12 protein-coding genes, 1 rRNA gene and 1 pseudogene are annotated in these 24,429 nt (G+C 44.8%); 8 read left to right on the forward strand and 6 right to left on the reverse strand.

All coding sequences use genetic code 11. From position 1 onward, the window contains the following. Positions 1-224 precede the first annotated feature (224 nt). Entirely contained in the window at positions 225-11,228 is an 11,004-nt protein-coding gene (locus NLZ44_RS09170; protein WP_493752574.1) for a cadherin-like domain-containing protein, read from the forward strand. A gap of 99 nt (positions 11,229-11,327) precedes the next feature. Then, positions 11,328-12,272, forward strand: coding sequence for a glycosyltransferase family 2 protein (locus tag NLZ44_RS09175; RefSeq protein WP_493752575.1), 945 nt, complete (start codon positions 11,328-11,330; stop codon positions 12,270-12,272). Between the two features lie 55 nt (positions 12,273-12,327). On the opposite strand, the gene NLZ44_RS09180 is transcribed toward NLZ44_RS09175, so the two are convergent. Next, positions 12,328-13,527, reverse strand: a complete 1,200-nt coding sequence (locus tag NLZ44_RS09180; protein WP_493752576.1) for a WecB/TagA/CpsF family glycosyltransferase — start codon at positions 13,525-13,527, stop codon at positions 12,328-12,330. 198 nt (positions 13,528-13,725) lie between these two features. Here NLZ44_RS09180 and NLZ44_RS09185 point away from each other — a divergent pair, with 198 nt between their 5' ends. Next, a complete protein-coding gene (locus NLZ44_RS09185; protein WP_493752577.1) occupies positions 13,726-14,916 on the forward strand; it encodes a class I SAM-dependent methyltransferase in 1,191 nt (396 codons plus the stop codon). A 2-nt stretch (positions 14,917-14,918) separates the two neighbouring features. On the opposite strand, the gene nadC is transcribed toward NLZ44_RS09185, so the two are convergent. Next, positions 14,919-15,833 carry a carboxylating nicotinate-nucleotide diphosphorylase gene (nadC, locus tag NLZ44_RS09190; RefSeq protein ID WP_493752578.1) on the reverse strand — a complete coding sequence of 305 codons (915 nt, stop codon included), beginning with the start codon at positions 15,831-15,833 and terminating at the stop codon, positions 14,919-14,921. Between the two features lie 68 nt (positions 15,834-15,901). After that, a 5S ribosomal RNA gene (gene rrf / locus NLZ44_RS09195) occupies positions 15,902-16,018 on the reverse strand. A 263-nt stretch (positions 16,019-16,281) separates the two neighbouring features. Here rrf and NLZ44_RS09200 point away from each other — a divergent pair. The 4 genes from NLZ44_RS09200 to NLZ44_RS09215 all read left to right on the forward strand — a co-directional run bounded on the left by NLZ44_RS09200 (position 16,282) and on the right by NLZ44_RS09215 (position 20,607). Next, complete coding sequence (locus NLZ44_RS09200) at positions 16,282-16,971, forward strand: SanA/YdcF family protein (RefSeq protein WP_493752579.1); 690 nt, start codon at positions 16,282-16,284, stop codon at positions 16,969-16,971. A 279-nt stretch (positions 16,972-17,250) separates the two neighbouring features. Then, positions 17,251-18,522 (forward strand): RNA-guided endonuclease IscB, encoded by a 1,272-nt coding sequence (gene iscB / locus NLZ44_RS09205; RefSeq protein WP_493752580.1) that lies wholly within the window; start codon positions 17,251-17,253, stop codon positions 18,520-18,522. A gap of 193 nt (positions 18,523-18,715) precedes the next feature. Beyond that, entirely contained in the window at positions 18,716-19,612 is an 897-nt protein-coding gene (locus tag NLZ44_RS09210) for an AEC family transporter (protein ID WP_493752581.1), read from the forward strand. Between the two features lie 110 nt (positions 19,613-19,722). Further along, positions 19,723-20,607, forward strand: a complete 885-nt coding sequence (locus NLZ44_RS09215) for a fructosamine kinase family protein (protein ID WP_493752582.1) — start codon at positions 19,723-19,725, stop codon at positions 20,605-20,607. A 26-nt stretch (positions 20,608-20,633) separates the two neighbouring features. Here NLZ44_RS09215 and NLZ44_RS09220 read toward each other — a convergent pair whose 3' ends face one another. The 3 genes and pseudogenes from NLZ44_RS09220 to NLZ44_RS09230 all read right to left on the reverse strand — a co-directional run bounded on the left by NLZ44_RS09220 (position 20,634) and on the right by NLZ44_RS09230 (position 24,036). Then, entirely contained in the window at positions 20,634-22,346 is a 1,713-nt protein-coding gene (locus NLZ44_RS09220) for a DUF262 domain-containing protein (protein ID WP_493752583.1), read from the reverse strand. Between the two features lie 144 nt (positions 22,347-22,490). Beyond that, positions 22,491-23,351 (reverse strand): annotated as a pseudogene (locus NLZ44_RS09225) (alpha/beta hydrolase fold domain-containing protein); the annotation flags it as partial. A 7-nt stretch (positions 23,352-23,358) separates the two neighbouring features. Next, positions 23,359-24,036: a class I SAM-dependent methyltransferase gene (locus NLZ44_RS09230; RefSeq protein WP_493752584.1), complete on the reverse strand. Its 678-nt coding sequence runs from the start codon at positions 24,034-24,036 to the stop codon at positions 23,359-23,361. A 193-nt stretch (positions 24,037-24,229) separates the two neighbouring features. On the opposite strand from NLZ44_RS09230, the gene NLZ44_RS09235 reads away from it, so the two are divergent. Then, positions 24,230-24,427: a heavy-metal-associated domain-containing protein gene (locus tag NLZ44_RS09235; protein WP_006667876.1), complete on the forward strand. Its 198-nt coding sequence runs from the start codon at positions 24,230-24,232 to the stop codon at positions 24,425-24,427. Positions 24,428-24,429: the final 2 nt, after the last annotated feature.

Consider the following 24,429-nt stretch of genomic DNA (forward strand, 5'->3'; position numbering starts at 1 on the left):
TTACTCTCCGGGGTCAAGCCAGAAGGTCTGGTTACATTTCACCCTAGCTTTACAATCAGCACCCTTATTTAAACTTTTAAGTAAAGATTCTGTAAACTACTCCGTATTTTAACGGATATATGACAAAATCTAAGAAATTAAGCCCATCAGTCAGTTCAGACTGGGACTTGAGTTATTGTTCCGGCAGCTTGCCATCAGCTTTTTAGGTTCCTAGCAACTCACCCATGATTAACCCCACAGCCACCGATATTAACTCAAAGTCTTTCCCCTTGGAATGGCTATTCTCGGCGTTCAGAGTATCCGAAACGCTTAAAACTGGTCAACAGGTAGTAATAATTGACTCCGGGGTTAAAGATTATCGGGAGTTGATTAGTGGCCTTCGCGCGGTGGCAGATGTCATAATTTTGTCCCCCAACAGAGATGGTGTCCTACAGATAGCGGAGACCCTACACCAATATAATACGATCGCACAAATTCACATCATCTCTCACGGCTCACCAGGTTGTCTGAAATTGGGGAATGTGGAACTAACCTCAGAAACCCTCCCCCACTACAGCCAACTAGGAACCTTAAACCATAAACTGCACCATAGCTCTATCATCCTCTATGGTTGCCAAGTCGCCGCCGGACCTAAGGGGGAAACCTTCCTTAAACAACTGCATCAACTTACAGGAGCCAATATTACCGCCTCAACTACCCCCACAGGTAATCACCAATTAGGGGGAGACTGGGATTTTCAGATCAACATAGGAAACCCTATCGATACCAATTCCATATTTTCCCCAGTCACAATGGCAACCTACAGCCACACCTTAGCCTTTGAGTCCGACGACTTCAACACCAACAGCCTCAACGCCTGGTGGAATTTTATCACTCCCAACAATAACAGTTCCTACCTACTCACCGGAACAGGTACATCAGATGCTTATGTAGAACTATCAGTCCCTGGTGCTACTGATATGTGGAATGCCAACCGTAGCGCCGCCAGACTCATGCAGCCAGCTCAAAATCAAGATTTTGAGTTAGAAATCAAATTTGCCGCCGACCCCGCCTTAAATAAGCAAATGCAGGGGATTTTGGTAGAGCAAGATAATAATAACTGGCTCAGGTTTGATGTCTTTAAAATTAATTCAGATTTAGCCTTATTTGCGGGTTCAACCCGTAACGGTGGTTCCCGGTCCATGATTCGTATGGGGGTACAACCCGGACAAGCGCGACACCTGAAAGTTAACCGCACTGGGGATGTCTGGACTCTCAACTATTCCGCTGATGGTGTGAGTTGGACTACGGCTGGGAGTTTTACGGAAGCCTTACAAGTCCAACAGGTGGGGTTATTTGCGGCTAATGCTGAAAGTTCATCATCTCCTCAGTTTACCAGCCAGGTGGATTACTTTTTCAATACAGCGGCTCCTATTATTCCAGAAGATGGTCAGGTTGTTACTCCAGAACCAGTTGAAAATCAGCCACCCATAGCCAATGATGATACGGCTAGAGTAGAACCATTACAATCTGTTGTCATTGATGTGTTAAGCAATGATAGCGACTCGGATGGTGTTTTAGTCCCGGATACGGTGACGGTAGTTGATTTACCAGATTACGGTACTATCACCGTTAACCCTAACGGAACTATCACCTATAACCATGACGGTTCATCTACCGGTACGGATAGCTTTACTTATACCGTAGAGGATGATGATGGCGCTACCTCTAACCCAGCTACCGTCTCCCTGACTATCGAGGAAAATCAACCCCCCACCGCTAACGATGATAACGCGACGGTCAGAACCGGAAACACTGTTACCATTAACGTCCTTAGCAATGATAGCGACTCGGATGGTGTTTTAGTCCCGGATACGGTGACGGTAGTTGACTCTCCCAACTACGGAACTATCACGGTTAACCCTAACGGAACTATCACCTATAACCATGACGGTTCATCTACCGGTACGGATAGCTTTACTTATACCGTAGAGGATGATGATGGCGCTACCTCTAACCCAGCTACCGTCTCCCTGACTATCGAGGAAAATCAACCCCCCACCGCTAACGATGATAACGCGACGGTCAGAACCGGAAACACTGTTACCATTAACGTCCTTAGTAATGATAGCGACTCGGATGGTGTTTTAGTCCCGGATACGGTGACGGTAGTTGACTCTCCCAACTACGGAACTATCACGGTTAACCCTAACGGAACTATCACCTATAGCCATGACGGTTCATCTACCGGTACGGATAGCTTTACTTATACCATAGAGGATGATGATGGCGCTACCTCTAACCCAGCTACCGTCTCCCTGACTATCGAGGAAAATCAACCCCCCACCGCTAACGATGATAACGCGACGGTCAGAACCGGAAACACTGTTACCATTAACGTCCTTAGTAATGATAGCGACTCGGATGGTGTTTTAGTCCCGGATACGGTGACGGTAGTTGACTCTCCCAACTACGGAACTATCACGGTTAACCCTAACGGAACTATCACCTATAGCCATGACGGTTCATCTACCGGTACGGATAGCTTTACTTATACCGTAGAGGATGATGATGGCGCTATCTCCAACCCAGCGAATGTTAGCATCACCATTCAAGAACCATCAGCAGACCCAAATCCCACCGTTCTTGATATCTGGTATGGTTCAGAACAGAGTTTTGGTCATATTGGTAAGCCTCTAGTTTGGGTCAATATCCTTGGTTACGCTTTCGACCCAGACGGTATATCTTCTCTAAGCTACTCACTCAATGGAGGACCAGAAATTCCTCTTCGTCTTAATGTTCATGGTCAACCCAGGAATCCTCGTTTATCAAGAAATGGCGACTTTAACGTTGAAATTGCTTACACAGATCTCAACCCCGCATCTGATCAGGATGATATAGTTGTTATTACAGCAGTTGATACACTGGGTCATATTGCTACCGAATCTGTCACTATTAAACATGAATTAGGAAATGCTTGGCCGAAAACTTATTCCATTGACTGGAGTGAAGTTGAGCAAATTAACGATGTAGCACAAGTAGTAGATGGTCTGTGGACTTTAACAGATGATGGAGTCCGCACCGCTGAAACAGGTTATGACCGCTTAATTGCTATTGGTGACATTGGATGGGATGACTACGAAGCCACTGTTCCCATTACGATTCATGAAACTAATACTAATGGGATAATCGGTCTGTTAATGCGATGGAAAGGACATCAACCTGATGGTGGGACTCAGCCTTATGTTCAGTGGCGCACCCATGGGGAAATTGGTTTTTATCACATGAGCAGTGGCTTGTCTTTAGAGGGATCAACCTTCTTTAATAGTGGCAGAAATATCACGCTGGAAGCGGGGAATACCTACAATTTCAAGATGCGATCGCAAACTGTGGATGATGGTAGTATTTATAGCTTTAAAGTTTGGGAGGAAAGCGAACCGGAACCCACAGAATGGGATCGTCAATCCTTTAAATCATCATCAGACATCAGAGCCTTGTCTCATGGTTCGTTGCTGCTAGTTGCTCACTATTATGATGCCACTTTTGGTGATGTTACAGTTGTTCCCTATGGAGAAGAGCGACCTAACCTCGCACCGATCGCCAATAATGATCACACTAGAGTTAGCCAAGGAAATAGTGTTAATATTAGAGTTCTCAGTAATGATGAAGATATTGACGGTAGCTTGATGCCGAATACTGTAACTATCGTTACTGAACCAAATCACGGCACTGTTAGTATTCAAAATGGGGTAGTTACTTACAATCATAATGGTTCCTATACCAGTGGCGATCGCTTTACTTATACCGTCGAAGATAATCATGGTGCCACCTCCAACGAAGCCACTGTATTTCTGGGTATTTCGGAATTAGATTTAGCCTTCAACTCCGATGATTTTAATAGCAGCAACCTCAAGCCAGAATGGAATTTTATTAAACCCCTAGCCAATTCCTCCTATGCTTTAACAGGAACCGGAACAAGTGATGCTTATTTAGAACTTTCTGTTCCCGCTCAAACTGATCTATGGAATCAAAATCGGACCACGGCGCGACTCATGCAACCCGCCGCCAACGAAGATTTTGAATTAGAAATTAAATTCGCTTCCGACCCCACTGTATCCAAGCAAATGCAGGGAATTTTGGTAGAGCAAGATGAGCGGAACTGGTTAAGGTTTAATGTATCTCAAACCGGGTCAGGTTTATCAGTATTCGCTGCTTCTACGACTAATGGTAGTTCCCGTGTGATGGTTTCTGGTTCCGTGGCTGCTGGACAAGCTCGATATTTGAATGTAAATCGACAAGGAAACTTATGGACTCTCAAATCTTCTGGAGATGGTATAAATTGGAATACAGTTGGCAGTTTTATCCGTGATTTACAAGTCCAAGAAGTGGGGTTGTTTGCAGGTCATGCTGACAAATCACCAGCAATGTTTACCTCCCAGGTCGATTACTTTTTCAATATGGCGGCTCCCATTGTCCCGGAAGATGTCTCCCTAGGAAATCAGCCACCCATAGCCAATGATGATAATGCCAGAGTAGAACCCAGCCAGTCCGTTATCATTGATGTATTGAGCAATGATAGAGATAATGACGGTACTTTGATGGTAGAGACTCTAACAGTGGTTAATCAACCTAGCCACGGTACTGTCACCATCAATGAAAATGGAACTATTACCTACACCCACGACGGTTCATCTACCAGTATAGATAGCTTTACTTATACCGTAGAGGATGATGATGGCGCTATCTCTAACCCAGCCACCGTCTTCCTGACTATCCAAGAAAATCAACCCCCCACCGCTAACGATGATAACGCTACCGTCCGCACTGGAAACACCGTTACCATTGATGTCCTCAATAACGATAGCGACCCTGATGGTGTTTTAATCCCAGATACCGTCACCGTAGTTGATTTACCAGATTACGGTACTATCACCGTTAACCCTAACGGAACTATCACCTATAGCCATGACGGTTCATCTACCAATAGCGATCGCTTTACTTATACCGTAGAGGATGATGATGGCGCTATCTCTAACCCAGCCACCGTCTCCCTGACTATCCAAGAAAATCAACCCCCCACCGCTAACGATGATAACGCTACCGTCCGCACTGGAAACACTGTTACCATTAACGTCCTCAATAACGATAGCGACCCCGATGGTGTTTTAGTCCCAGATACCGTCACCGTAGTTGATTTACCAGATTACGGTAATATCACCGTTAACCCTAACGGAACTATCACCTATAGCCATGACGGTTCATCTACCAATAGCGATCGCTTTACTTATACCGTAGAGGATGATGATGGCGCTATCTCTAACCCAGCCACCGTCTCCCTGGCTATCCAAGAAAATCAACCCCCCACCGCTAACGATGATAACGCCACCGTCCTCATAGGTAACACTGTTACCATTAACGTCCTCAATAACGATAGCGACCCGGATGGTGTTTTAGTCCCAGATACCGTCACCGTAGTTGACTCTCCCAACTACGGTAATATCACCGTTAACCCTAACGGAACTATCACCTATAGCCATGACGGTTCATCTACCAGTATGGATAGCTTCACCTATACCGTAGAGGATAATGATGGCGCTATCTCTAACCCAGCTACCGTCTCCCTAACCGTTTCCGAGTTAGACTTAGCCTTTGAGTCCGACGACTTTAACAGCAACAGCCTAGACCCCCGCTGGAATTTTATCACTCCCAACAATAACAGTTCCTACCTACTCACCGGAACAGGTACACCAGATGCTTATGTAGAACTATCAGTCCCTGGTGGTACTGATATGTGGAATAGCAACCGTAGCGCCGCCAGACTCATGCAGCCGGCCGCCAATGAAGATTTTGAGTTAGAAATCAAATTTGCCGCCGACCCCGCCTTAGATAAGCAAATACAGGGGATTTTGGTAGAGCAAGATGATAATAACTGGGTCAGGTTTGATGTCTTTAAGACTAATTCAGGTTTAGCCTTATTTGCAGCTTCAACCCGTAACGGTGGTTCCCGGTCTATGATTCGTATGGGGGTAGAACCTGGACAAGCGCGACACCTGAAAGTTAACCGCACTGGGGATGTCTGGACTCTCAACTATTCCCCAGATGGTTCAACTTGGACGACCGCCGGGAGTTTTACCGAAGCCTTACAAGTGCAACAGGTAGGGTTATTTGCGGGAAATGCCGGAAGTTCATCATCTCCTACCTTTACCAGCCAGGTCGATTACTTCTTCAATACGGCCGCTCCTATTATTCCAGAAGATGGTCAGGTTGTGATTCCCGAAGATGAACCGCCTGTTATTCCAGAAGATGAACAACTGGAAAATCAACCCCCCACCGCTAACGATGATAACGCCACCGTCAAAACCGGAAACACCGTTACCATTGATGTCCTCAATAACGATAGCGACCCGGATGGTGTTTTAGTCCCAGATACCGTCACCGTAGTTGATTTACCAGACTACGGTAATATCACCGTTAACCCTAACGGAACTATCACCTATAGCCATGACGGTTCATCTACCAGTATGGATAGCTTCACCTATACCGTAGAGGATGATGATGGCGCTATCTCTAACCCAGCCACCGTCTCCCTGGCTATCCAAGAAAATCAACCCCCCACCGCTAACGATGATAACGCCACCGTCCTCATAGGTAACACTGTTACCATTAACGTCCTCAATAACGATAGCGACCCCGATGGTGTTTTAATCCCAGATACCGTCACCGTAGTTGACTCTCCCAACTACGGTAATATCACCGTTAACCCTAACGGAACTATCACCTATAGCCATGACGGTTCATCTACCAGTATGGATAGCTTCACCTATACCGTAGAGGATAATGATGGCGCTATCTCTAACCCAGCTACCGTCTCCCTAACAGTTTCCGAGTTAGACTTAGCCTTTGAGTCCGACGACTTTAACAGCAACAGCCTAGACCCCCGCTGGAATTTTATCACTCCCAACAATAACAGTTCCTACCTACTCACCGGAACAGGTACACCAGATGCTTATGTAGAACTATCAGTCCCTGGTGGTACTGATATGTGGAATAGCAACCGTAGCGCCGCCAGACTCATGCAGCCGGCCGCCAATGAAGATTTTGAGTTAGAAATCAAATTTGCCGCCGACCCCGCCTTAGATAAGCAAATACAGGGGATTTTGGTAGAGCAAGATGATAATAACTGGGTCAGGTTTGATGTCTTTAAGACTAATTCAGGTTTAGCCTTATTTGCAGCTTCAACCCGTAACGGTGGTTCCCGGTCTATGATTCGTATGGGGGTAGAACCTGGACAAGCGCGACACCTGAAAGTTAACCGCACTGGGGATGTCTGGACTCTCAACTATTCCCCAGATGGTTCAACTTGGACGACCGCCGGGAGTTTTACCGAAGCCTTACAAGTGCAACAGGTAGGGTTATTTGCGGGAAATGCCGGAAGTTCATCATCTCCTACCTTTACCAGCCAGGTCGATTACTTCTTCAATACGGCCGCTCCTATTATTCCAGAAGATGGTCAGGTTGTGATTCCCGAAGATGAACCGCCTGTTATTCCAGAAGATGAACAACTGGAAAATCAACCCCCCACCGCTAACGATGATAACGCCACCGTCAAAACCGGAAACACCGTTACCATTGATGTCCTCAATAACGATAGCGACCCGGATGGTGTTTTAGTCCCAGATACCGTCACCGTAGTTGATTTACCAGACTACGGTAATATCACCGTTAACCCTAACGGAACTATCACCTATAGCCATGACGGTTCATCTACCAGTATGGATAGCTTCACCTATACCGTAGAGGATGATGATGGCGCTATCTCTAACCCAGCCACCGTCTCCCTGGCTATCCAAGAAAATCAACCCCCCACCGCTAACGATGATAACGCCACCGTCCTCATAGGTAACACTGTTACCATTAACGTCCTCAATAACGATAGCGACCCCGATGGTGTTTTAATCCCAGATACCGTCACCGTAGTTGACTCTCCCAACTACGGTAATATCACCGTTAACCCTAACGGAACTATCACCTATAGCCATGACGGTTCATCTACCAGTACGGATAGCTTTACTTATACCGTAGAGGATAATGATGGCGCTATCTCTAACCCAGCTACCGTCTCCCTAACAGTTTCCGAGTTAGACTTAGCCTTTGAGTCCGACGACTTTAACAGCAACAGCCTAGACCCCCGCTGGAATTTTATCACTCCCAACAATAACAGTTCCTACCTACTCACCGGAACAGGTACACCAGATGCTTATGTAGAACTATCAGTCCCTGGTGGTACTGATATGTGGAATAGCAACCGTAGCGCCGCCAGACTCATGCAGCCGGCCGCCAATGAAGATTTTGAGTTAGAAATCAAATTTGCCGCCGACCCCGCCTTAGATAAGCAAATACAGGGGATTTTGGTAGAGCAAGATGATAATAACTGGGTCAGGTTTGATGTCTTTAAGACTAATTCAGGTTTAGCCTTATTTGCAGCTTCAACCCGTAACGGTGGTTCCCGGTCTATGATTCGTATGGGGGTAGAACCTGGACAAGCGCGACACCTGAAAGTTAACCGCACTGGGGATGTCTGGACTCTCAACTATTCCCCAGATGGTTCAACTTGGACGACCGCCGGGAGTTTTACCCAAGCCTTACAAGTGCAACAGGTGGGGTTATTTGCGGGAAATGCCGGAAGTTCATCATCTCCTACCTTTACCAGCCAGGTCGATTACTTCTTCAATACGGCCGCTCCTATTATTCCAGAAGATACCCCAGACCTGTTACCCCCAACGGCGGCTTTACTGGCTCCTGATTTGACTCCTATCTTGGGTAGTGATACCGGATATGCTTTCACGGTTAGCTACTCTGATGACTGGGAAATTCAAGAATCTACTTTGGATGATGCCGATATCCGGGTTATAGGACCATTAGGGGTTCAGCAACTGGCTAGTTTGGTGCGTGTCTACGGTGAGGAAAATGGAAACACGCGGAATGCTACCTATCAAATTGCACCTTCTGGCGGCGTTTGGGATGTCTCGGAGGGCGGAACTTATACGGTCATAATGGAACCCAATGCTGTTAGTGATGTGGTGGGTAATTTTATCCCAACTGCCACTTTGGGTAGTTTTACTATTGATTTTAGCGCTAATACACCGACTCAAAATATTGTTTTCCCGGCTGATGCGGGTGTGGTTGATGTTAGGGATTATGGAGCGATTCCTAATGATGGTATCGATGATACTGCGGCTATTCAGCAGGCTATTAATGAGAATGCTGGTCAAAATCGGATGATTTACTTCCCTAATGGGGTTTATGATGTTAGTGGAAGGATTGCATACCCTGGCAGTGAAAAGCGCAATATTCTTCAGGGGGAAAGCCGTGATGGCACTATTATTAGACTTCAAGATAATTTGGGTTTTGATACTGCGGTTATTGATACCGGAAATCCACCCGCTCAACGGTTCCGCAATGGTATCAGGGATTTGACTGTTGATGTGGGTCAGGGAAACCCAGATGCGATCGCTATTAATTTTATGGCGAACAACCAGGGAACTCTCAATAATGTTCGCATAGTTTCCCGTGATGGACAAGGTGCGATCGGTCTTGATCTCGCTACGGATGAAAATGGACCTCTACTGGTTAAGGATGTCGAAGTCGTCGGATTTGATGTCGGTATTCGGACTTTGAATCCTACCGCTACTCAAACACTCGAAGGCGTTAAACTTGTTAATCAAAATGTTTATGGTTGGCAGAATTTTAATCAAACTCTGTTTGTGCGAGACTTAGAAAGCACTAATGCCGTTCCCGTCATTTGGAATATGCCTGATGGTTCCAGTGATTTTACGATTATTGATGCTAACTTAACTGGGGTCGGTGCAGCCGCCACTCAACCTGCTATTCATAATCAAAAAGGGATGTATGTTAATAATCTCAATACCTCTGGTTATGAACTGGCTATTCTACAGGATGATAATGGACGAGGTAACTTGTCTCAACCTGATGGTTATGTGGCTGAGTGGATGGCGCGTGGTGGCTTTAATACCCTATTTGATGCTCCCACTCAGGCTTTTGAACTGGAAGTTTTGCCAACTCCCGTAGTCCCTTGGGATGATTTGTCTGATTGGGTCAGTCCTTTGGCTTTTGGTGGTTTGCCTAATGATGGCATTGATGATACCCTGGCAATTCAGGCGGCGATCGATTCTGGTGCTAGTACCGTTTACCTACCTAATGGGGTATGGAATATTGGTGGTAATCTTCAGTTAAGAAATAATCTACAGCGCTTTATTGGCACAGAAGCTACTATTCTAGGTAGTGGCACAATTACTGTCGCTGATGGCACTACCGATGTCGTCTCTGTGGAGCGTTTGGAAGCTCCAAATATTACCTTTGTTCAAGACAGCGATCGGACTATGGTTATGTCCAATATGATTATTAATCAGTATTTTAATACCAGTCAAGGAACTGGGGATTTATATATTGAAGATATCAGTGGCGGTCCTTGGTCTTTCACTAATCAAAATGTTTGGGCTCGTCAAATTAATCCCGAGACTATTCACACTCCCCGAATTAAGAATGATGGCGGTAATTTGTGGATTCTTGGCTACAAAACTGAGGATGAGGGGACATTAGTTGAGACTGTTAATGGTGGAAAAACTGAAGTTTTGGGCGCTTATATACTCCATGGAGAATTTGGAGATATCCCCGTTTTTATTAATAATGAATCCTCTCTAAGCTATGTCGCAGCCAGTTTCCGATCTTTCAAGGGTGAGCCTTTACCCGCTGTCGGAGTAGAGGAAATTCAGAACCTGGAAACCAGACGAACTGTTGGACTTCCTGGCTACTATAGTTCTACATCTTTAAATCGCGTTCCCGTTAATACCATAGTTGGTACTCAAGGCGATGATTGGCTGAATGGAACAGACCCCAATTCCTCCAGTCCGGGACGCGGACAAATAGATATATTGACAGGAAATGGCGGTTTTGATACCTTTGTCTTAGGTGATAGTAATTCTGTTTACTATGATGATGGCATTGATGACCAACCCGGTTGGCAAGATTATGCTTTGATTACTGATTTTAACAATGATGTGATTCAGCTTCACGGTAGCTCAGAAGATTATCGCCTGGCAGATAGTCCCCAAGGCTTACCTAATGGGTTGGCTATCTTCTATAAAGGTGATGTTACTGATGAACTGATTGGTATTGTGCAAGGAATGAACAATATCAGTTTAAATAGTTCCTCTTTTGTCTATGTGTAATCCCGAAAAGGAGGATTTCTGGTTGATTGACCGTTGAGTTGAGATCTGCTTATTCAACTTTTATTCACTTTTATTCACATGAGAGGCAACAGGTAAAATATGGTACAAACTTATCCTCATCATCCCCGCGTTAGCATTGGTATGCCTGTCTACAATGGGGAAAATTTTATACGCGAAACTTTAGATTGTCTATTGTCTCAGACTTTTGATGATTTTGAACTGATTATTTGTGATAATGCTTCCACGGATAAGACTGAGGAAATTTGCCGAGATTATGCGGCTAGGGATAAACGTATCCGTTACTATCGCCATCAGGAAAATTTGGGTGCTGCTAAAAATTATAATCGAACTTTTGAATTGTCTACCGCTGAATATTTTAAGTGGGCAGCACACGATGATTTATATGCTCCCGAGTTTTTAGAACGCTGTGTAGAAGCCTTGGATACTTACCCATCTGCTGTTTTGTGTTACCCTCAAGAATACTGGATTGATGAGCAAGGAAATCCGCTCAAATCTCATGCTGATATTCTCAATTTGCGATCGCCAAAACCCACGGAGCGATTTAAACAATATCATGACCTTTGGCAACAACGTAAGTATATGCCAGGACACATGGTATTTGGCTTAATGAGAACTGATGAACTGAGAAAAACTCAGCTAATTGGAGATTATATATGGGCTGACTTACCCTTGGCTGCTGAACTCGCACTTAGAGGCGAGTTCTATGAAATTCCTCAACCTCTTTTCTTTTATAGGGAGCATTCCCAAACCTCACGAGCCATCCGCAAAGATGCTGGTAGTTTGGCTCTTTTGAATTGGTATAACTCTCAGACAACTAGAAAGTTTTCACTCACCAATTGGACGCTTTTATTTCAATATATCAAAGTGATTAATCGGGTTCCTATCACATTTTCCGAAAAGCTATATTGCTATGGTCAAATGGGTAGGTGGGTCTCGTGGAAGTGGAAAAGGCTGGGTTTGGAGTTGATGCAAGCTGCTGTCCAAGCGCCTAGTGTATTTTTCCCAAAAACCCAAAATACTTAATTTATTTGAGCAAGCCATCAAAGACTTTACACCTTTGATGACCATAACCTATTAATTAAATATCGGGTTCCATAAACTCTAAAAATAAGTCCACAGTCTCCGGTTTAACCCATCCCTTACTAATTGCCATTTCTCCAAACCTCAGTCCGGTTTTATGTTGGTTGTCTAAAATTATCTGAATTTGATGTTCATTTAATAAAGCCGCTGATTTTAAATAGTACCCTAAAGGATGCTGTTCTCTGTGAATAGCTAATTCAGGTAACTGCTCTGTGAAAAACTCTATGGTTTCCGGTTTCAGTAAACCTTGAGCAGTTAAAATGTCTCCAAAACGCAGGTTTTTTCCGGCTCGCTGAGTTTGTAAAACCATCTGTACTTGATCTGGAGAAAGTAAACCCGCCCTTTGTAAGACACGCCCCACAGGTCGATAAATTAAACCCCTGGGCGCTTCAATTAATACATTACTAGGAATTTCCGAGTATTGTTTTTTAACCCGGTCTAACCAATGATACTCAGTTAATAGTTGTTTAGTTGCTAATAACATAAACGGCGGAATAGTCTTAGCATAGCGACCAAACAAACGATTAGGTTCTTGAACTAATCGGTAAAACCATTCTAAGCCGGACTCTCGCACCCACTCTGGGGCGCGATTATGAAAACCTGCATAAACGGGAAACACCGCCCCAATTCCAATCATCACAGCCCGAATTTTGCCTCGATGCTGATGAATAAATTTTTCTTGTTTAGGACATCCAAGAGAAACAAATATTAACCCCGCCCCACTATTGTTAATTTCTTTAATTAATGCGTCATCTTCGGCTTGAGTCAGGGGACGAAATGGCAAAGATTTAAACCCCGCGACTTTTAAATGGGGAAATTCCTTGAGGATCTTGGTTTGCATTTTTTCCAGCACCTCTGGTTTAGAACCTAAGAAAAAAACGCTGACATTATATAAAGGTGCTAAGTTACACAAACTCAGGAGCATATCCATTCCTGCTACTCGGTCTTGAGGAATACCTACTTGCCGAATCATCCAGACTAGAGGCATTCCGTCAGGAGTTACCATATCAGCATTTTCTAATATCCGAGCAAATACAGGATTCCAATAGGCTTCCATGAGCATATGAACATTTGCCACACAAACGACCCGGCTTTGTCGCCGAGAACCCCACTCCAAAATAGTTTCAATTTGGTCTCTGAACTGGAGAGCTGTAATATAAGATCCTACAACTTTCACTTGGCGAATAGGTAAGCTCATAGTTTTTATATAACTTTAATATAAATAAGTTGTTCAAAAAATCAAGCCATAGGTTTATTGCCAGTATACTCGACTTGATAGCAGTTTGGCAAGTCAAGTTTGATTAACTTACATTGTGATTTGTATCTTGGGGAAACGTTACTAGGCAAATCACCAGGACAATGATATGTTAGTAGGTAAATATTAGCACCTATAACTATGTTAGAAACACCTATCTGTCCGGTATGCGGTTCGGAACATCGCCAGGTATTTTGGGAAATGTTGGATATTCCGGTTTTTTGTAATATCCTATGGTCGGATCGTGATGGGGCTATTAATTGTAATCGTGGGGACTTGAAACTGGCTTTCTGTGAAGATTGCGGTTTTATTGATAATATAGCTTTTGACCCACAACGTTTAGAATATACGCAAGTCTATGAAAATGCTCTGGATTTTTCGCCTCGGTTTCAGCAGTATGCTCATAATTTAGCTGAAAGGTTAATCAATACCTACAATTTACAGGAAAAGACTATTATTGAGATCGGATGTGGTAAAGGGGAATTTCTGACGCTGTTGTGTGAATTGGGGAACAATCGCGGCATCGGTTTTGACCCTACTTATGTGCCTTTACCTGACCATGAAAAATTGGGCGATCGCCTCCAGTTTATTCGGGATTTATATTCGGAAAAATATGCTGATTACCAAGGAAATTTTATCTGCTGTCGCCACACATTAGAACACATACCCACCCCCACAAACCTGCTAAAATCCCTAGCACAAATAGTGGAAAATAAACCAGAAACCGGGATTTTCTTTGAGGTTCCTAATGCCTTAGATATTTTTGATAATCTGGCAGTTTGGGATATTATTTATGAACATTGCTGTTATTTTGCGCCCGTCAGTTTAGCCTATGCTTTCTCATCCTGTGGTTTTGAGGTTAAACAAATAACCGAAGAATTCCGAGGGCAATTTTTATGTCTGGAAGCGCAGCCTAGTCTTGATACCCATGGTCAAAGTAAACCGGAAACCGAACAGGTTAATCAGTTAGCTAACAGCATTGCTGAATTTTCACAAAAGTTTGAGGATAAGTTATCAGAGTGGGAACAAAAACTAGGTGATCTGGTTAACCAAGGCCAGCGGGTGGTCATTTGGGGCAGTGGTTCCAAAGGTGTGACATTCTTAAACTTTATGAAAGCAGCCAAGACAGCAATTGAATATGTTGTTGATATTAACCCTCGCAAACAGGGAATGTATGTAGCGGGAACTGGTCAAAAAATTGTCCCCCCTGCATTTTTAGTAGACTATAAACCAGATGTGGTGATTATCATGAACCCTATTTATGAACAGGAAATCACCCAGATGCTAGAGGCTCTGGGTTTAACATCCTGTCAAGTGCGCTGTGATGTTTGAGGTTAAATCATTCTAATCTTGGAAGGGTCATTAATCCCCAAGTTTCCGGGTCCCAAATTCATGCTGATATCTAGCCAGGGGGAACGGGTAATAGTAGCGCTAGTGGAGATATAATCAACACCAATTTCGGCAACTTGGCGAATAGTTTGTAGGGTAATATTTCCCGATGCTTCAATTTGAATGCGGCTATTATACTGGCGAATAATCTCGATCGCCTCTTGCATCATAGCTACGGACATATTATCTAACATGATAATATCCGCCCCCGCATTTACCGCCGTTTTCACCTGTTCAATAGTTTCGGTTTCCACCTCAATAGTCAGAGGATAAGGCATAGTTTCGCGAATTAGGGCGATCGCTTTTTCAATACCCCCAGCCGCCAAAATATGATTATCTTTAATCAAAACCGCATCATCAAGTCCCATGCGATGATTTTTCGCCCCCCCGACTTGGACGGCATATTTTTCCAACAGTCGCAGTCCTGGGGTAGTTTTGCGGGTATCCACCAGTTGAGTCGGTAAATCAGCGATCGCATCCACATATTCACGGGTGGAAGTGGCTACCCCACTCAGTCGCATCGCCAAATTTAGGGCTACCCTTTCCCCCATCAACAAAGCATCTAGGGGTCCTTCTAATTGTAGGATTACTTGTCCACGATCGCACCGATCGCCATCTTTCACCGTTGGTGTCACCTCAAGGCGATCGCTTAACAGTTGAAAAACCCGCGCCGCCACTGCTAACCCCGCCATAATTCCTGGCGCTTTCGCTTCCCAATGGGCTGTTCCCCATAAACTTTCCCCCCTCAACAAACCATCAGTAGTGCGATCGCCCCTACCAATATCTTCAGTTAACCACTGTTTTAGCAGAGGGTCTAGGACTATCCAGGGCGGTAAGATTGCTGATTTGGGTTTAATCATGCTATTGTTCCTTAAAAACTAAAGCCTCCCTCCGTTTATCACTGGAAGGAAGCTATAGTTTATATTAATCCTGGCATCTTGCTATTTTCCCAGGCAGCTACCCGCCAAGTATCTTCGCCGTTTCAGCGTTTCACATCCGAGTTCGGGATGGATCGGTGTGGTTCCACTGAGCCATAGACACCAGGAAAGACTTAAAATCTTTCGAGGTGGCTGGAAAGTCGCTCTCGCTTGTTTCCCTCGCACAATTAATAATAGTAGTAGGTTATCGGATATATGTCAACCCCTTTCACCAAATTTTTGGCAAATTTGTTGCCAAACCTCTCTGTGTGGGATTTTCCAGGTATCTGGGAATAGTTTATATTTAGGCAATGTTGCTGAAACTAGGCCTCTGGGAGGGTAAATTATAAAAATTAGCTAGGCTCCCCGGCCACGGCAATTTTTTGGTAAAATGTTGAACTGCTACGCTCAGATTGAAACTATGTTGCCCAAATGGTTAATACTACACTGGCGTTTATTATTGGTGTTATCAGTTATTGGCGGGCTGCTTACGCCATTTGTGCTGAACTTATATATTAACTTGATCACCCAAACTCGCCGCTATACTGAGATCGCTGATGTTCCTGAAAAACCGGTGGCGATCGTGTTTGGGGCGGGACTTTGGGCGGATGGAACCCCTACACCGATGTTAGCCGATCGCATTCAGGGGGCGATCGACCTGTACAAACTGGGACGGGTTGAAAAGATTTTAATGACCGGAGACAATGGCACTCCCGAATATAATGAGGTAGTGGCCATGCAGCTATATGCGATCGACCAAGGAGTTCCCGCAAACGACATTCGCCTGGACTATGCGGGATTTAGTACCTACGAAAGCTGTTATCGCGCCAGGGAAATTTTTGGCATCGAGACGGCGGTACTAATCACCCAACAATATCACCTACCCCGTGCGGTGTATATATGCAATCGTTTAGGGATTGATGCGATCGGTTTTGGGACACCGGACTGGGGCAAATTTCGGGATGATTCCATGCGATTCTATACCCGGCGAGAACTTCTAGCCGTTGTCAAAGCTGTTGTCCAAGTCCATATTCTTCGCCCTAAACCCACCTTCCTAGGACCCTTTGAGGGAATGTATTAATGACGAAGTCAGCACCCCCGGCTGAAGCACGGGGGCTTCGTGCCCCCCGCTTTCAGGTAGCTGACCAGCTTAAGCCTTAACTGGCTACGTTCAGAGCAAGAGTTAAAGTTCCTACCCTGGAATGCGTGCTAGTTCCAGGCCCTAGAACCAAATCGTTAAACAGTTCTAAGGGGTTAAGACAGTGCGATTTGGAAAGTACCGACTCTGAACATTAGCGTTCGCGCAGCGTGCGCGTTAGCGCAAGCGCAAACGTTACGAGCAATCAGAACAGACGCAACAATGTCTAACCATATTTTCGTTTTAGATACCAACCGCAAGCCCCTGACACCGTGCAAGCCAGGGGTAGCACGATCACTGCTCAAAGCGGGGAAAGCATCGGTATTTCGACGCTACCCATTCACCATTATTCTAAACAAGGAGGTTGACGCTAATCCTGAACCGCTCGAACTCAAATTAGACCCAGGCTCTAAAGTCACTGGAATTGCCTTAAAGCAAGGGAATCATATTATCTTTGCTGCCGAGTTGCAGCACCGAGGACAGCAGATTAAAGAAGCATTGCTCTCTCGTCGTCAACTCCGACGTTCTCGACGAAACCGCAAGACCCGATATCGACCAGCTCGGTTCTTGAATAGGACTCGGAGCAAGGGTTGGTTAGCTCCCAGCTTGCAGCATCGAGTAGATACTCTAATGACCTGGGTTCACCGATTTCGTAGACTTGCCCCAGTTGGCCGCATTACCCAAGAGCTAGTACGGTTCGACCTGCAATTGATGGAAAACCCTGAGATATCAGGTGTTGAGTATCAGCAGGGAGAATTACAAGGCTATGAAATCAGGGAATACCTGTTGGAAAAGTGGGGCAGAACCTGTGCTTACTGTGGGGCTCAAAATGTACCACTCGAAGTTGAGCATATCCAGCCTCGGTCTAAGGGTGGCTCTGACCGGGTTTCTAACCTGACGATGGCTTGCCACTCATGCAATCAAGCCAAAGGCAATGGGGACATTCGGGATTTTTTATCGGGCCAGCCTGATGTCCTGAGTCGTCTTCTCAGGCAGGCCAAATCACCCCTTAAAGATGCGGCTGCCGTTAACTCGACCCGATGGGCCTTGTTCAAGGCTCTCAAAGCAACAGGACTCCCAGTTACCACAGGAACGGGCGGACAAACGAAGTTCAATCGACTGAGGCTCAACCTACCTAAAGCTCACTGGCTTGATGCTGCCTGTGTTGGACCAGTCGAATCACTCGAAGTTCTGACTTCAAAACCGTTGCTGATTTTAGCAAAGGGGCATGGAACCCGTCAGATGTGCGGGACGAATAAGTACGGATTCCCTACTCGTCACCGCTCCAGGAGGCAAATTCATAAAGGCTTTCAGACTGGCGACATGGTGACGGCACTGGTCACAGCGGGGAAGAAAATTGGCTCATATCTAGGACGGGTTCTCTGCCGTGCGTCTGGTAGTTTTGATATTACCACCGCTTCGGTACGGGTGGCAGGCATCAGCCACAAATACTGCCAACCCATTCACAGGAAGGATGGTTACGCCTATGCTTGAAAGATTGACGGGGACTAAAGTCCCCCTGTCGCGTTTCCTCCCCGGTCTAAAGACACGGGGCTTCCACGCTCCCAAGAGGTTTACGTGAATCACCCATTAACCTTCCCCAATTGTCGAAAGTTGCGTTAGACTATCGCCAAAGTATAGCAGTCAGATCAGATCTGGCTGTTTTTTGCAGCCTTTACTACCTTTGATGATTGCTTTATTTTCTGCTGTTATCCCCGTTGGGTGCATTGTTCTGATTGGTTTTATTGCCGGGAAAACCCTGATCATAGATCGCCAAACCATCTCCCGTTTGCTGCTGTATGTTCTGTTTCCCATACTGATTATTGACACACTATATAGAACCACTCTTACCCCCCAAAATATGGCGGGAATTGGGATAGGGTTTATTTTGACTTATATATTATTGTGTTTGGTAGCTTTGGCGATCGCACGTTATTTAAACCTGTCTCGGTCAACGGAAAAAAGTTTAATTGCCACCACCTCCCTATCAAATGTTGGCAATATGGGGTTATCTGTCACCCTCTTAGCTTTAGGAGAAGCCGGACTAGAAAGGGCGATTGTTTATTTAATCGCCTGGAATTTAGTGGTTTTAATCACAGCGCCAGCTATCATCAAAGGGGGAGGTTGGCAATCGTCCTTAAAATTTACCCTCAGATTACCGCTATTTTGGTCAATTATCGCGGCTTTGGTACTTTACGCACTTCAGATAAAATTACCTTTTAATATTGATGATGGATTGAATTTGGTGGCGGAATCGGCTATTCCCCTCGGCTTGTTATTGTTGGGCTTAGAAATTGCCGAAAGTCAGTGGAAAATTAGCCTTTATGAAGTGGGAGCCAGTTTTCTCAGATTAATCGGTGGTGCGATTATTGCCTATAGTGTCGGTTCATTATTAAGACTGAGTGATTTAGATTTACAGGTGTTAATTTTACAGAGTGCTATGCCAACAGCTATCACGGCTTTTCTGATGGTTAATGAATTTGGCGGCGACCAAGTACGCACCGCTCGCGTGGTGGTAGTTTCTACTATATTATCATTCCTAACTCTGCCTTTGGTGTTATGGGGAATTAAGGCGATCGCCTAAAATATGCTCCTCGATTTCATGGCAGAAATTCCCATAATCCCAATGGGTTATTCAGAGCTGAGTCACAGTTGATCTAAAATATAGACTGAAAGCGATCGCTAAAAATTACCATGTGGAATCAAATTTGCGAACACATAACCACTGCTACCTCCCAAACCTTTAAAGCCAACAACCCTACTTCTGTAGGTGGCGGCTGCATTAACCAGGGATATCGCCTTACTAATGGCGATCGCAGCTATTTTGTGAAACTCAATAGCGCCTCTCAAGTTGCCATGTTTGAAGCGGAAGCCTTGGGAGTTAAACAAATGTGGGAAACCCAAACTATTCGCGTCCCTAAACCCATTTGTTGGGGTACTGCTGGCAATTCTGCTTATATCGTCCTAGAATGGTTAGAGCTAGGGGGTCGTAGCAATTCTCAGGCTATGGAGAAAATGGGGCGACAATTGGCGCGACTACACCAGTGGACTCCCCCGCGAGACTATCCCGGATCTCAGCAATTTGGTTGGGATATCAACAACACTATCGGATCAACTCCCCAAATTAATACCTGGACGACTGACTGGGGAGAATTTTGGCGAGATCATCGCATTGGTTATCAACTGAAACTCGCGAGACGGCGGGGAGGATCGTTTGAAAATAGCGATCGCCTACTTGACAAAATACCAGAATTGTTGTCCGGTCATCACCCTAAACCTGCTTTAGTTCATGGGGATTTATGGGGGGGTAATGCCTCTGTTACCAATGATGGAGAACCAGTCATTTTTGACCCGGCTGCCTATTTTGGCGATCGAGAAGTTGATCTCGCCATGACCGAAGTATTTGGCGGATTTTCCCCCGCATTTTATCAGGGTTATAATCAAGTTTACCCTTTAGACTCCGGTTATTCTCGCCGCAAAATTCTTTACAATCTCTACCATATTTTGAATCATTTTAACCTATTTGGTGGCGGTTATGGTTCCCAAGCCAATCAGATGATTCAGCAAATTTTACGTTAAAGAATTTAGTCGCTGATCTTGTCAATTTACCCAATGCGCCAAATGCCAGCAGCTATGGCAGCCAATCGCTTTTGCCGAGACTCAATTTTATGTTCATCCCAGGTATCATAATGTTCAGCGATCGCTTTAGTAATTTGAAAATCACTCTCCGCATAAACATCCCGCTTAGTCCCATAATCCTGATTCCCAACTTCACAGTTTTTAGTCGCTTCGAGGGGGGTCATATTACCGAGGCGGTAGATTAAGCGTTCCTGTTTACTTTCCTCGATATAAGCCCAGGCATCCGAGGGATTTTCCGGGAGAATATGCTCTAAATTATAGGTGGAACTCTCAAAATCAAACGCTTTCCCGGAGCGCTGTTTCTCAATTTCAAAGAGAATATAGCGGACAATTTTCTTATGGCGGGTGTCGGTAGTGCGGAGTTCTTTTTCAGTAAAAGCTCCCTTAAACTGATTATCATCTGGATACACAACACCCAGCGCCGCCAAAACTTCCTCAGCAGTCTTATAGTGACCATGGGAAACCTTCACAGCAATCTCATTATACAAACGTTCTTGTTCATAGGTCTGCAAGTTGCAAATAACATTATAGCGAAATGAAATCACAGCGATCGCTTTCAGGATGCGGGTAAAGGCATCTCTATCGTTGTCAAAAAATTGATGATAACAAGCTAAAAGTATTGCCAAAGGCTGACGCACACGAAACATTAATAGTTGCTTTAATGCTGGTTTTTCCTCGGGTTTCCAACTGGCATAATATGGGTCTCCAAGACTCGCATACACTCCAGCATCATGCTCCAAACTGCGGACTAAGCCAAAGGCATCTTTACGGCTTTTCACCTGTCGTCGAATGGTTTTGAACAGATCATATTTACGGACAAGTCTATGGCGACTATTCCAAAAAATACGCAGAAATTCCGGGAAACTCTCACTACCCAATAAACCAACAATCCTCTCCCATTTATCTTCTAGGCTACGCATTTCTAGCTCATGAGTATCTGCGTTATTAATTAGTGAGAAGACATAGTTTTTGAGTAGATCCGTGGCGGAAAGACGCACCCCTCTGGCGTTGAGAGTTTCAAAAACCTTAAAAGCGTTCAATTCATCTGTAACGGTGATCACAGTAAAAAAGAGTTTGTCTACTAGGGAATCAATAAAAGCCGCAAAATTTTGTCCACTATCAGATTGATTTCCCAGTCGGAGTCTGATTTTTTCTTTAAACCAAATAAAGGCTTGGCGTAGTTGATGTTCGGAGGCTTTTAGACCTCGTTGGGGGAGGGGTTCGAGGGGAACCAAGTAGGTTTGATAAAAACGATCATTATGGCGATTTAGTCTGAGTTTTGATTGGGGAATGAGGGTGACGGGATCGACATAACCAATGTAGCTATTTTGCAGTTGGTATTGGCGGCGACTGTTGTTGAGTGCATCCAAGTCCGCCTTAACTAAATCTTGTAAATAAGACAAACCAGCCAGGATCATAATACTGATGGTAGTCATTCGTTGTTGACCATCAATAATATCGAAGTGTTTGCTATCAGATGATTGTAGCACGAGGTAGCCCATATAATGAGCGGGTTCGCTATCTTCTTCAAATAAAGCAGTCAGATCTTGCCACAGGTCGTCCCATTCGTCATTTCCCCAGGAATAGTCACGCTGAAAGGGAGGTACATGATAGATTAAGCCATTACCCAGAAGTTGGCGGAAGGTGGTGTTGGTGGTGTGGAAATTTAGGGTTGCCATGATTAATTATCACCTCTGGCTGATGATTAAATTCGGGTCAATTGGCGCAGAATAAATGGGATTAGCTTTTATGGGAAAATCTCTGTTTTAATTCGATCGCACATTCGGCTAGTGCTTCCTGTCCTTGACTGATAAATCCGGCTAAATTAATGAAAGCATGAATGGTTCCTGGATAGCAAGATATTTTCACGGGAACTCCGGCTTTTTGGAGGCGATCGCCATAAGCCTGTCCCTCATCGCGTAGGGGGTCTAATTCCGCCGTGATAATCAAAGCGGGAGGCAAATTTGATAAATCTTCCGCTAACAGGGGGAAGAATATGGATTATTTTTATCGGCAGGGTTGGTGATATAAAAACTGCACAAATGCTTAATATCATCCGTTCTCAGAAAGTAATTTTCCGCAAATAGGCGGCGAGATTCGCTATCAATTTCTATCTGAGTTATGGGATAAATTAACAATTGATAAACTAGGGGGGCTAGTTTTTGATCTCGCCGTTTTAAGGCTACCACCGCCGCTAAATTTCCCCCCGCACTTTCTCCCCCCACCGCAATGCGATCGCTATCCCAGTTGCAAGTTTTAGCCTGATTAAAAACCCACTCAGTCGCGGTAAAACCATCCTCAATGGCGGCTGGAAATGGATGTTCTGGTGCTAGGCGATAGTCTACTGATATAACCACACATTCTGCGCCATTGGCGAGGCTGCGACAAATACTATCTACCATGTCTAAATTACCGATTACATAACCGCCACCGTGAAAATAAACTAGAACCGGAAAAGGTTGATTTCCCTTGGGGGTGTAAATGCGGATTGGTAATTCTCCAGCGGGACCCGCAATGGTGCGATTTTCGACTTTGGCGATCGCTTCCGGTGGGTGACTGGCTTTAACAAACATCTTATTAAGGTTTCTCAATTCGGCGGGTTCCATGGCACTAATTGGGGGGTGATTAGCTGCCGATACATGATTGAGAAATGATTGGGTTTCGGGATTAACTGAATGGTTCATTTATTGATTAAAAAACATCTTTCCGATATTCAATACATAATTGCTGGGCATCAGGACGGTTTTCGGCGACAAATTTATGGCGATTGATTTCGGTCAAGCCGCAGGTTTTAAATGCCGATAATTCTGCCTCGGACAAAGGCCATGGGGGGCCGTCCGGTGCGGCTTCGGTGTCACGAAATCGGGTAATTAACAATAAAATACCATGGGGGGCTACCAGATTGGCGATCGCCTTAATTGCTTGGGATCTGACTGGCAAAGGCATGGATTGAGTAATCCGAGATTCGAGTACAAAATCGAACTTTTCTAGCCAGTTAGGATCGGGGTCTAATAAATCCGCGACTGTATAATTTACCTGAGAATTAGGAAACCTTTGGCGACACCAAGCGATCGCTGTTGGAGAAATATCAAAAGCCGTCACCTGAAAGCCAAAATCTGCTAAGGCTTCTGCATCATCTCCTAACCCGCAACCTAACACTAAAGCGGTTTTATTATTATCCTCAATTGCCTGATTTTCTAGCCATTTTTCTAGTTGGGGATGAGTCGCTAAGGTAGCCCAAGGAATCAAGGATGGGTCGCCTTGGGATTCAGCATAAAGGGTTTCAAACCATGCGGTAGGATGGGATTGAGAATTGGCGACCATTTCTCGAATTTTTTGTCTGATATCATTAGGAGGAACTAGGGACATGATGTGACCTAAGACTAGAATTTAACATTGATTAGGGGTGGATATTTACCATTATAGCCTATTAGTGTGATTCGGCGGGTATCAGGTTATGATATTTACCTCGATTTGAGGATATTTCTGTGAAGATAATGGTAAAATCCTAGGGTAATGCTATACTATACAGGTATTTTGCGAGTATTTTGCGAGGCTAGTTATGACCATAAAACTTACGGTTTCTTCAATGGTTTGTGATGCTTGTGCTAACAGTGTAACCAAGGCTATTCATAGTGTTGATAGTGATGCTACTGTCAATATTGACTTAAATACAAAGGTGGTGACTGTGGAAGCAACGGCTTCTGAGGCGGCGCTAAAGGCGGCGATCGCTAAAGCTGGTCACACTACAGAATCCTAGGG

The sequence above is a fragment of the Arthrospira sp. PCC 9901 genome, assembly GCF_059013425.1.

Coding starts and splice junctions, on each gene's coding strand:
- NLZ44_RS09210 (WP_493752581.1), top strand. CDS start 18,716: ATGATTGCTTTATTTTCTGCTGTTATCCCCGTTGGGTGCATTGTTCTG.
- NLZ44_RS09220 (WP_493752583.1), bottom strand. CDS start 22,346: ATGGCAACCCTAAATTTCCACACCACCAACACCACCTTCCGCCAACTT.
- NLZ44_RS09215 (WP_493752582.1), top strand. CDS start 19,723: ATGTGGAATCAAATTTGCGAACACATAACCACTGCTACCTCCCAAACC.
- NLZ44_RS09235 (WP_006667876.1), top strand. CDS start 24,230: ATGACCATAAAACTTACGGTTTCTTCAATGGTTTGTGATGCTTGTGCT.
- NLZ44_RS09200 (WP_493752579.1), top strand. CDS start 16,282: ATGTTGAACTGCTACGCTCAGATTGAAACTATGTTGCCCAAATGGTTA.
- NLZ44_RS09230 (WP_493752584.1), bottom strand. CDS start 24,036: ATGTCCCTAGTTCCTCCTAATGATATCAGACAAAAAATTCGAGAAATG.
- NLZ44_RS09180 (WP_493752576.1), bottom strand. CDS start 13,527: ATGAGCTTACCTATTCGCCAAGTGAAAGTTGTAGGATCTTATATTACA.
- NLZ44_RS09170 (WP_493752574.1), top strand. CDS start 225: ATGATTAACCCCACAGCCACCGATATTAACTCAAAGTCTTTCCCCTTG.
- NLZ44_RS09185 (WP_493752577.1), top strand. CDS start 13,726: ATGTTAGAAACACCTATCTGTCCGGTATGCGGTTCGGAACATCGCCAG.
- iscB (WP_493752580.1), top strand. CDS start 17,251: ATGTCTAACCATATTTTCGTTTTAGATACCAACCGCAAGCCCCTGACA.
- NLZ44_RS09175 (WP_493752575.1), top strand. CDS start 11,328: ATGGTACAAACTTATCCTCATCATCCCCGCGTTAGCATTGGTATGCCT.
- nadC (WP_493752578.1), bottom strand. CDS start 15,833: ATGATTAAACCCAAATCAGCAATCTTACCGCCCTGGATAGTCCTAGAC.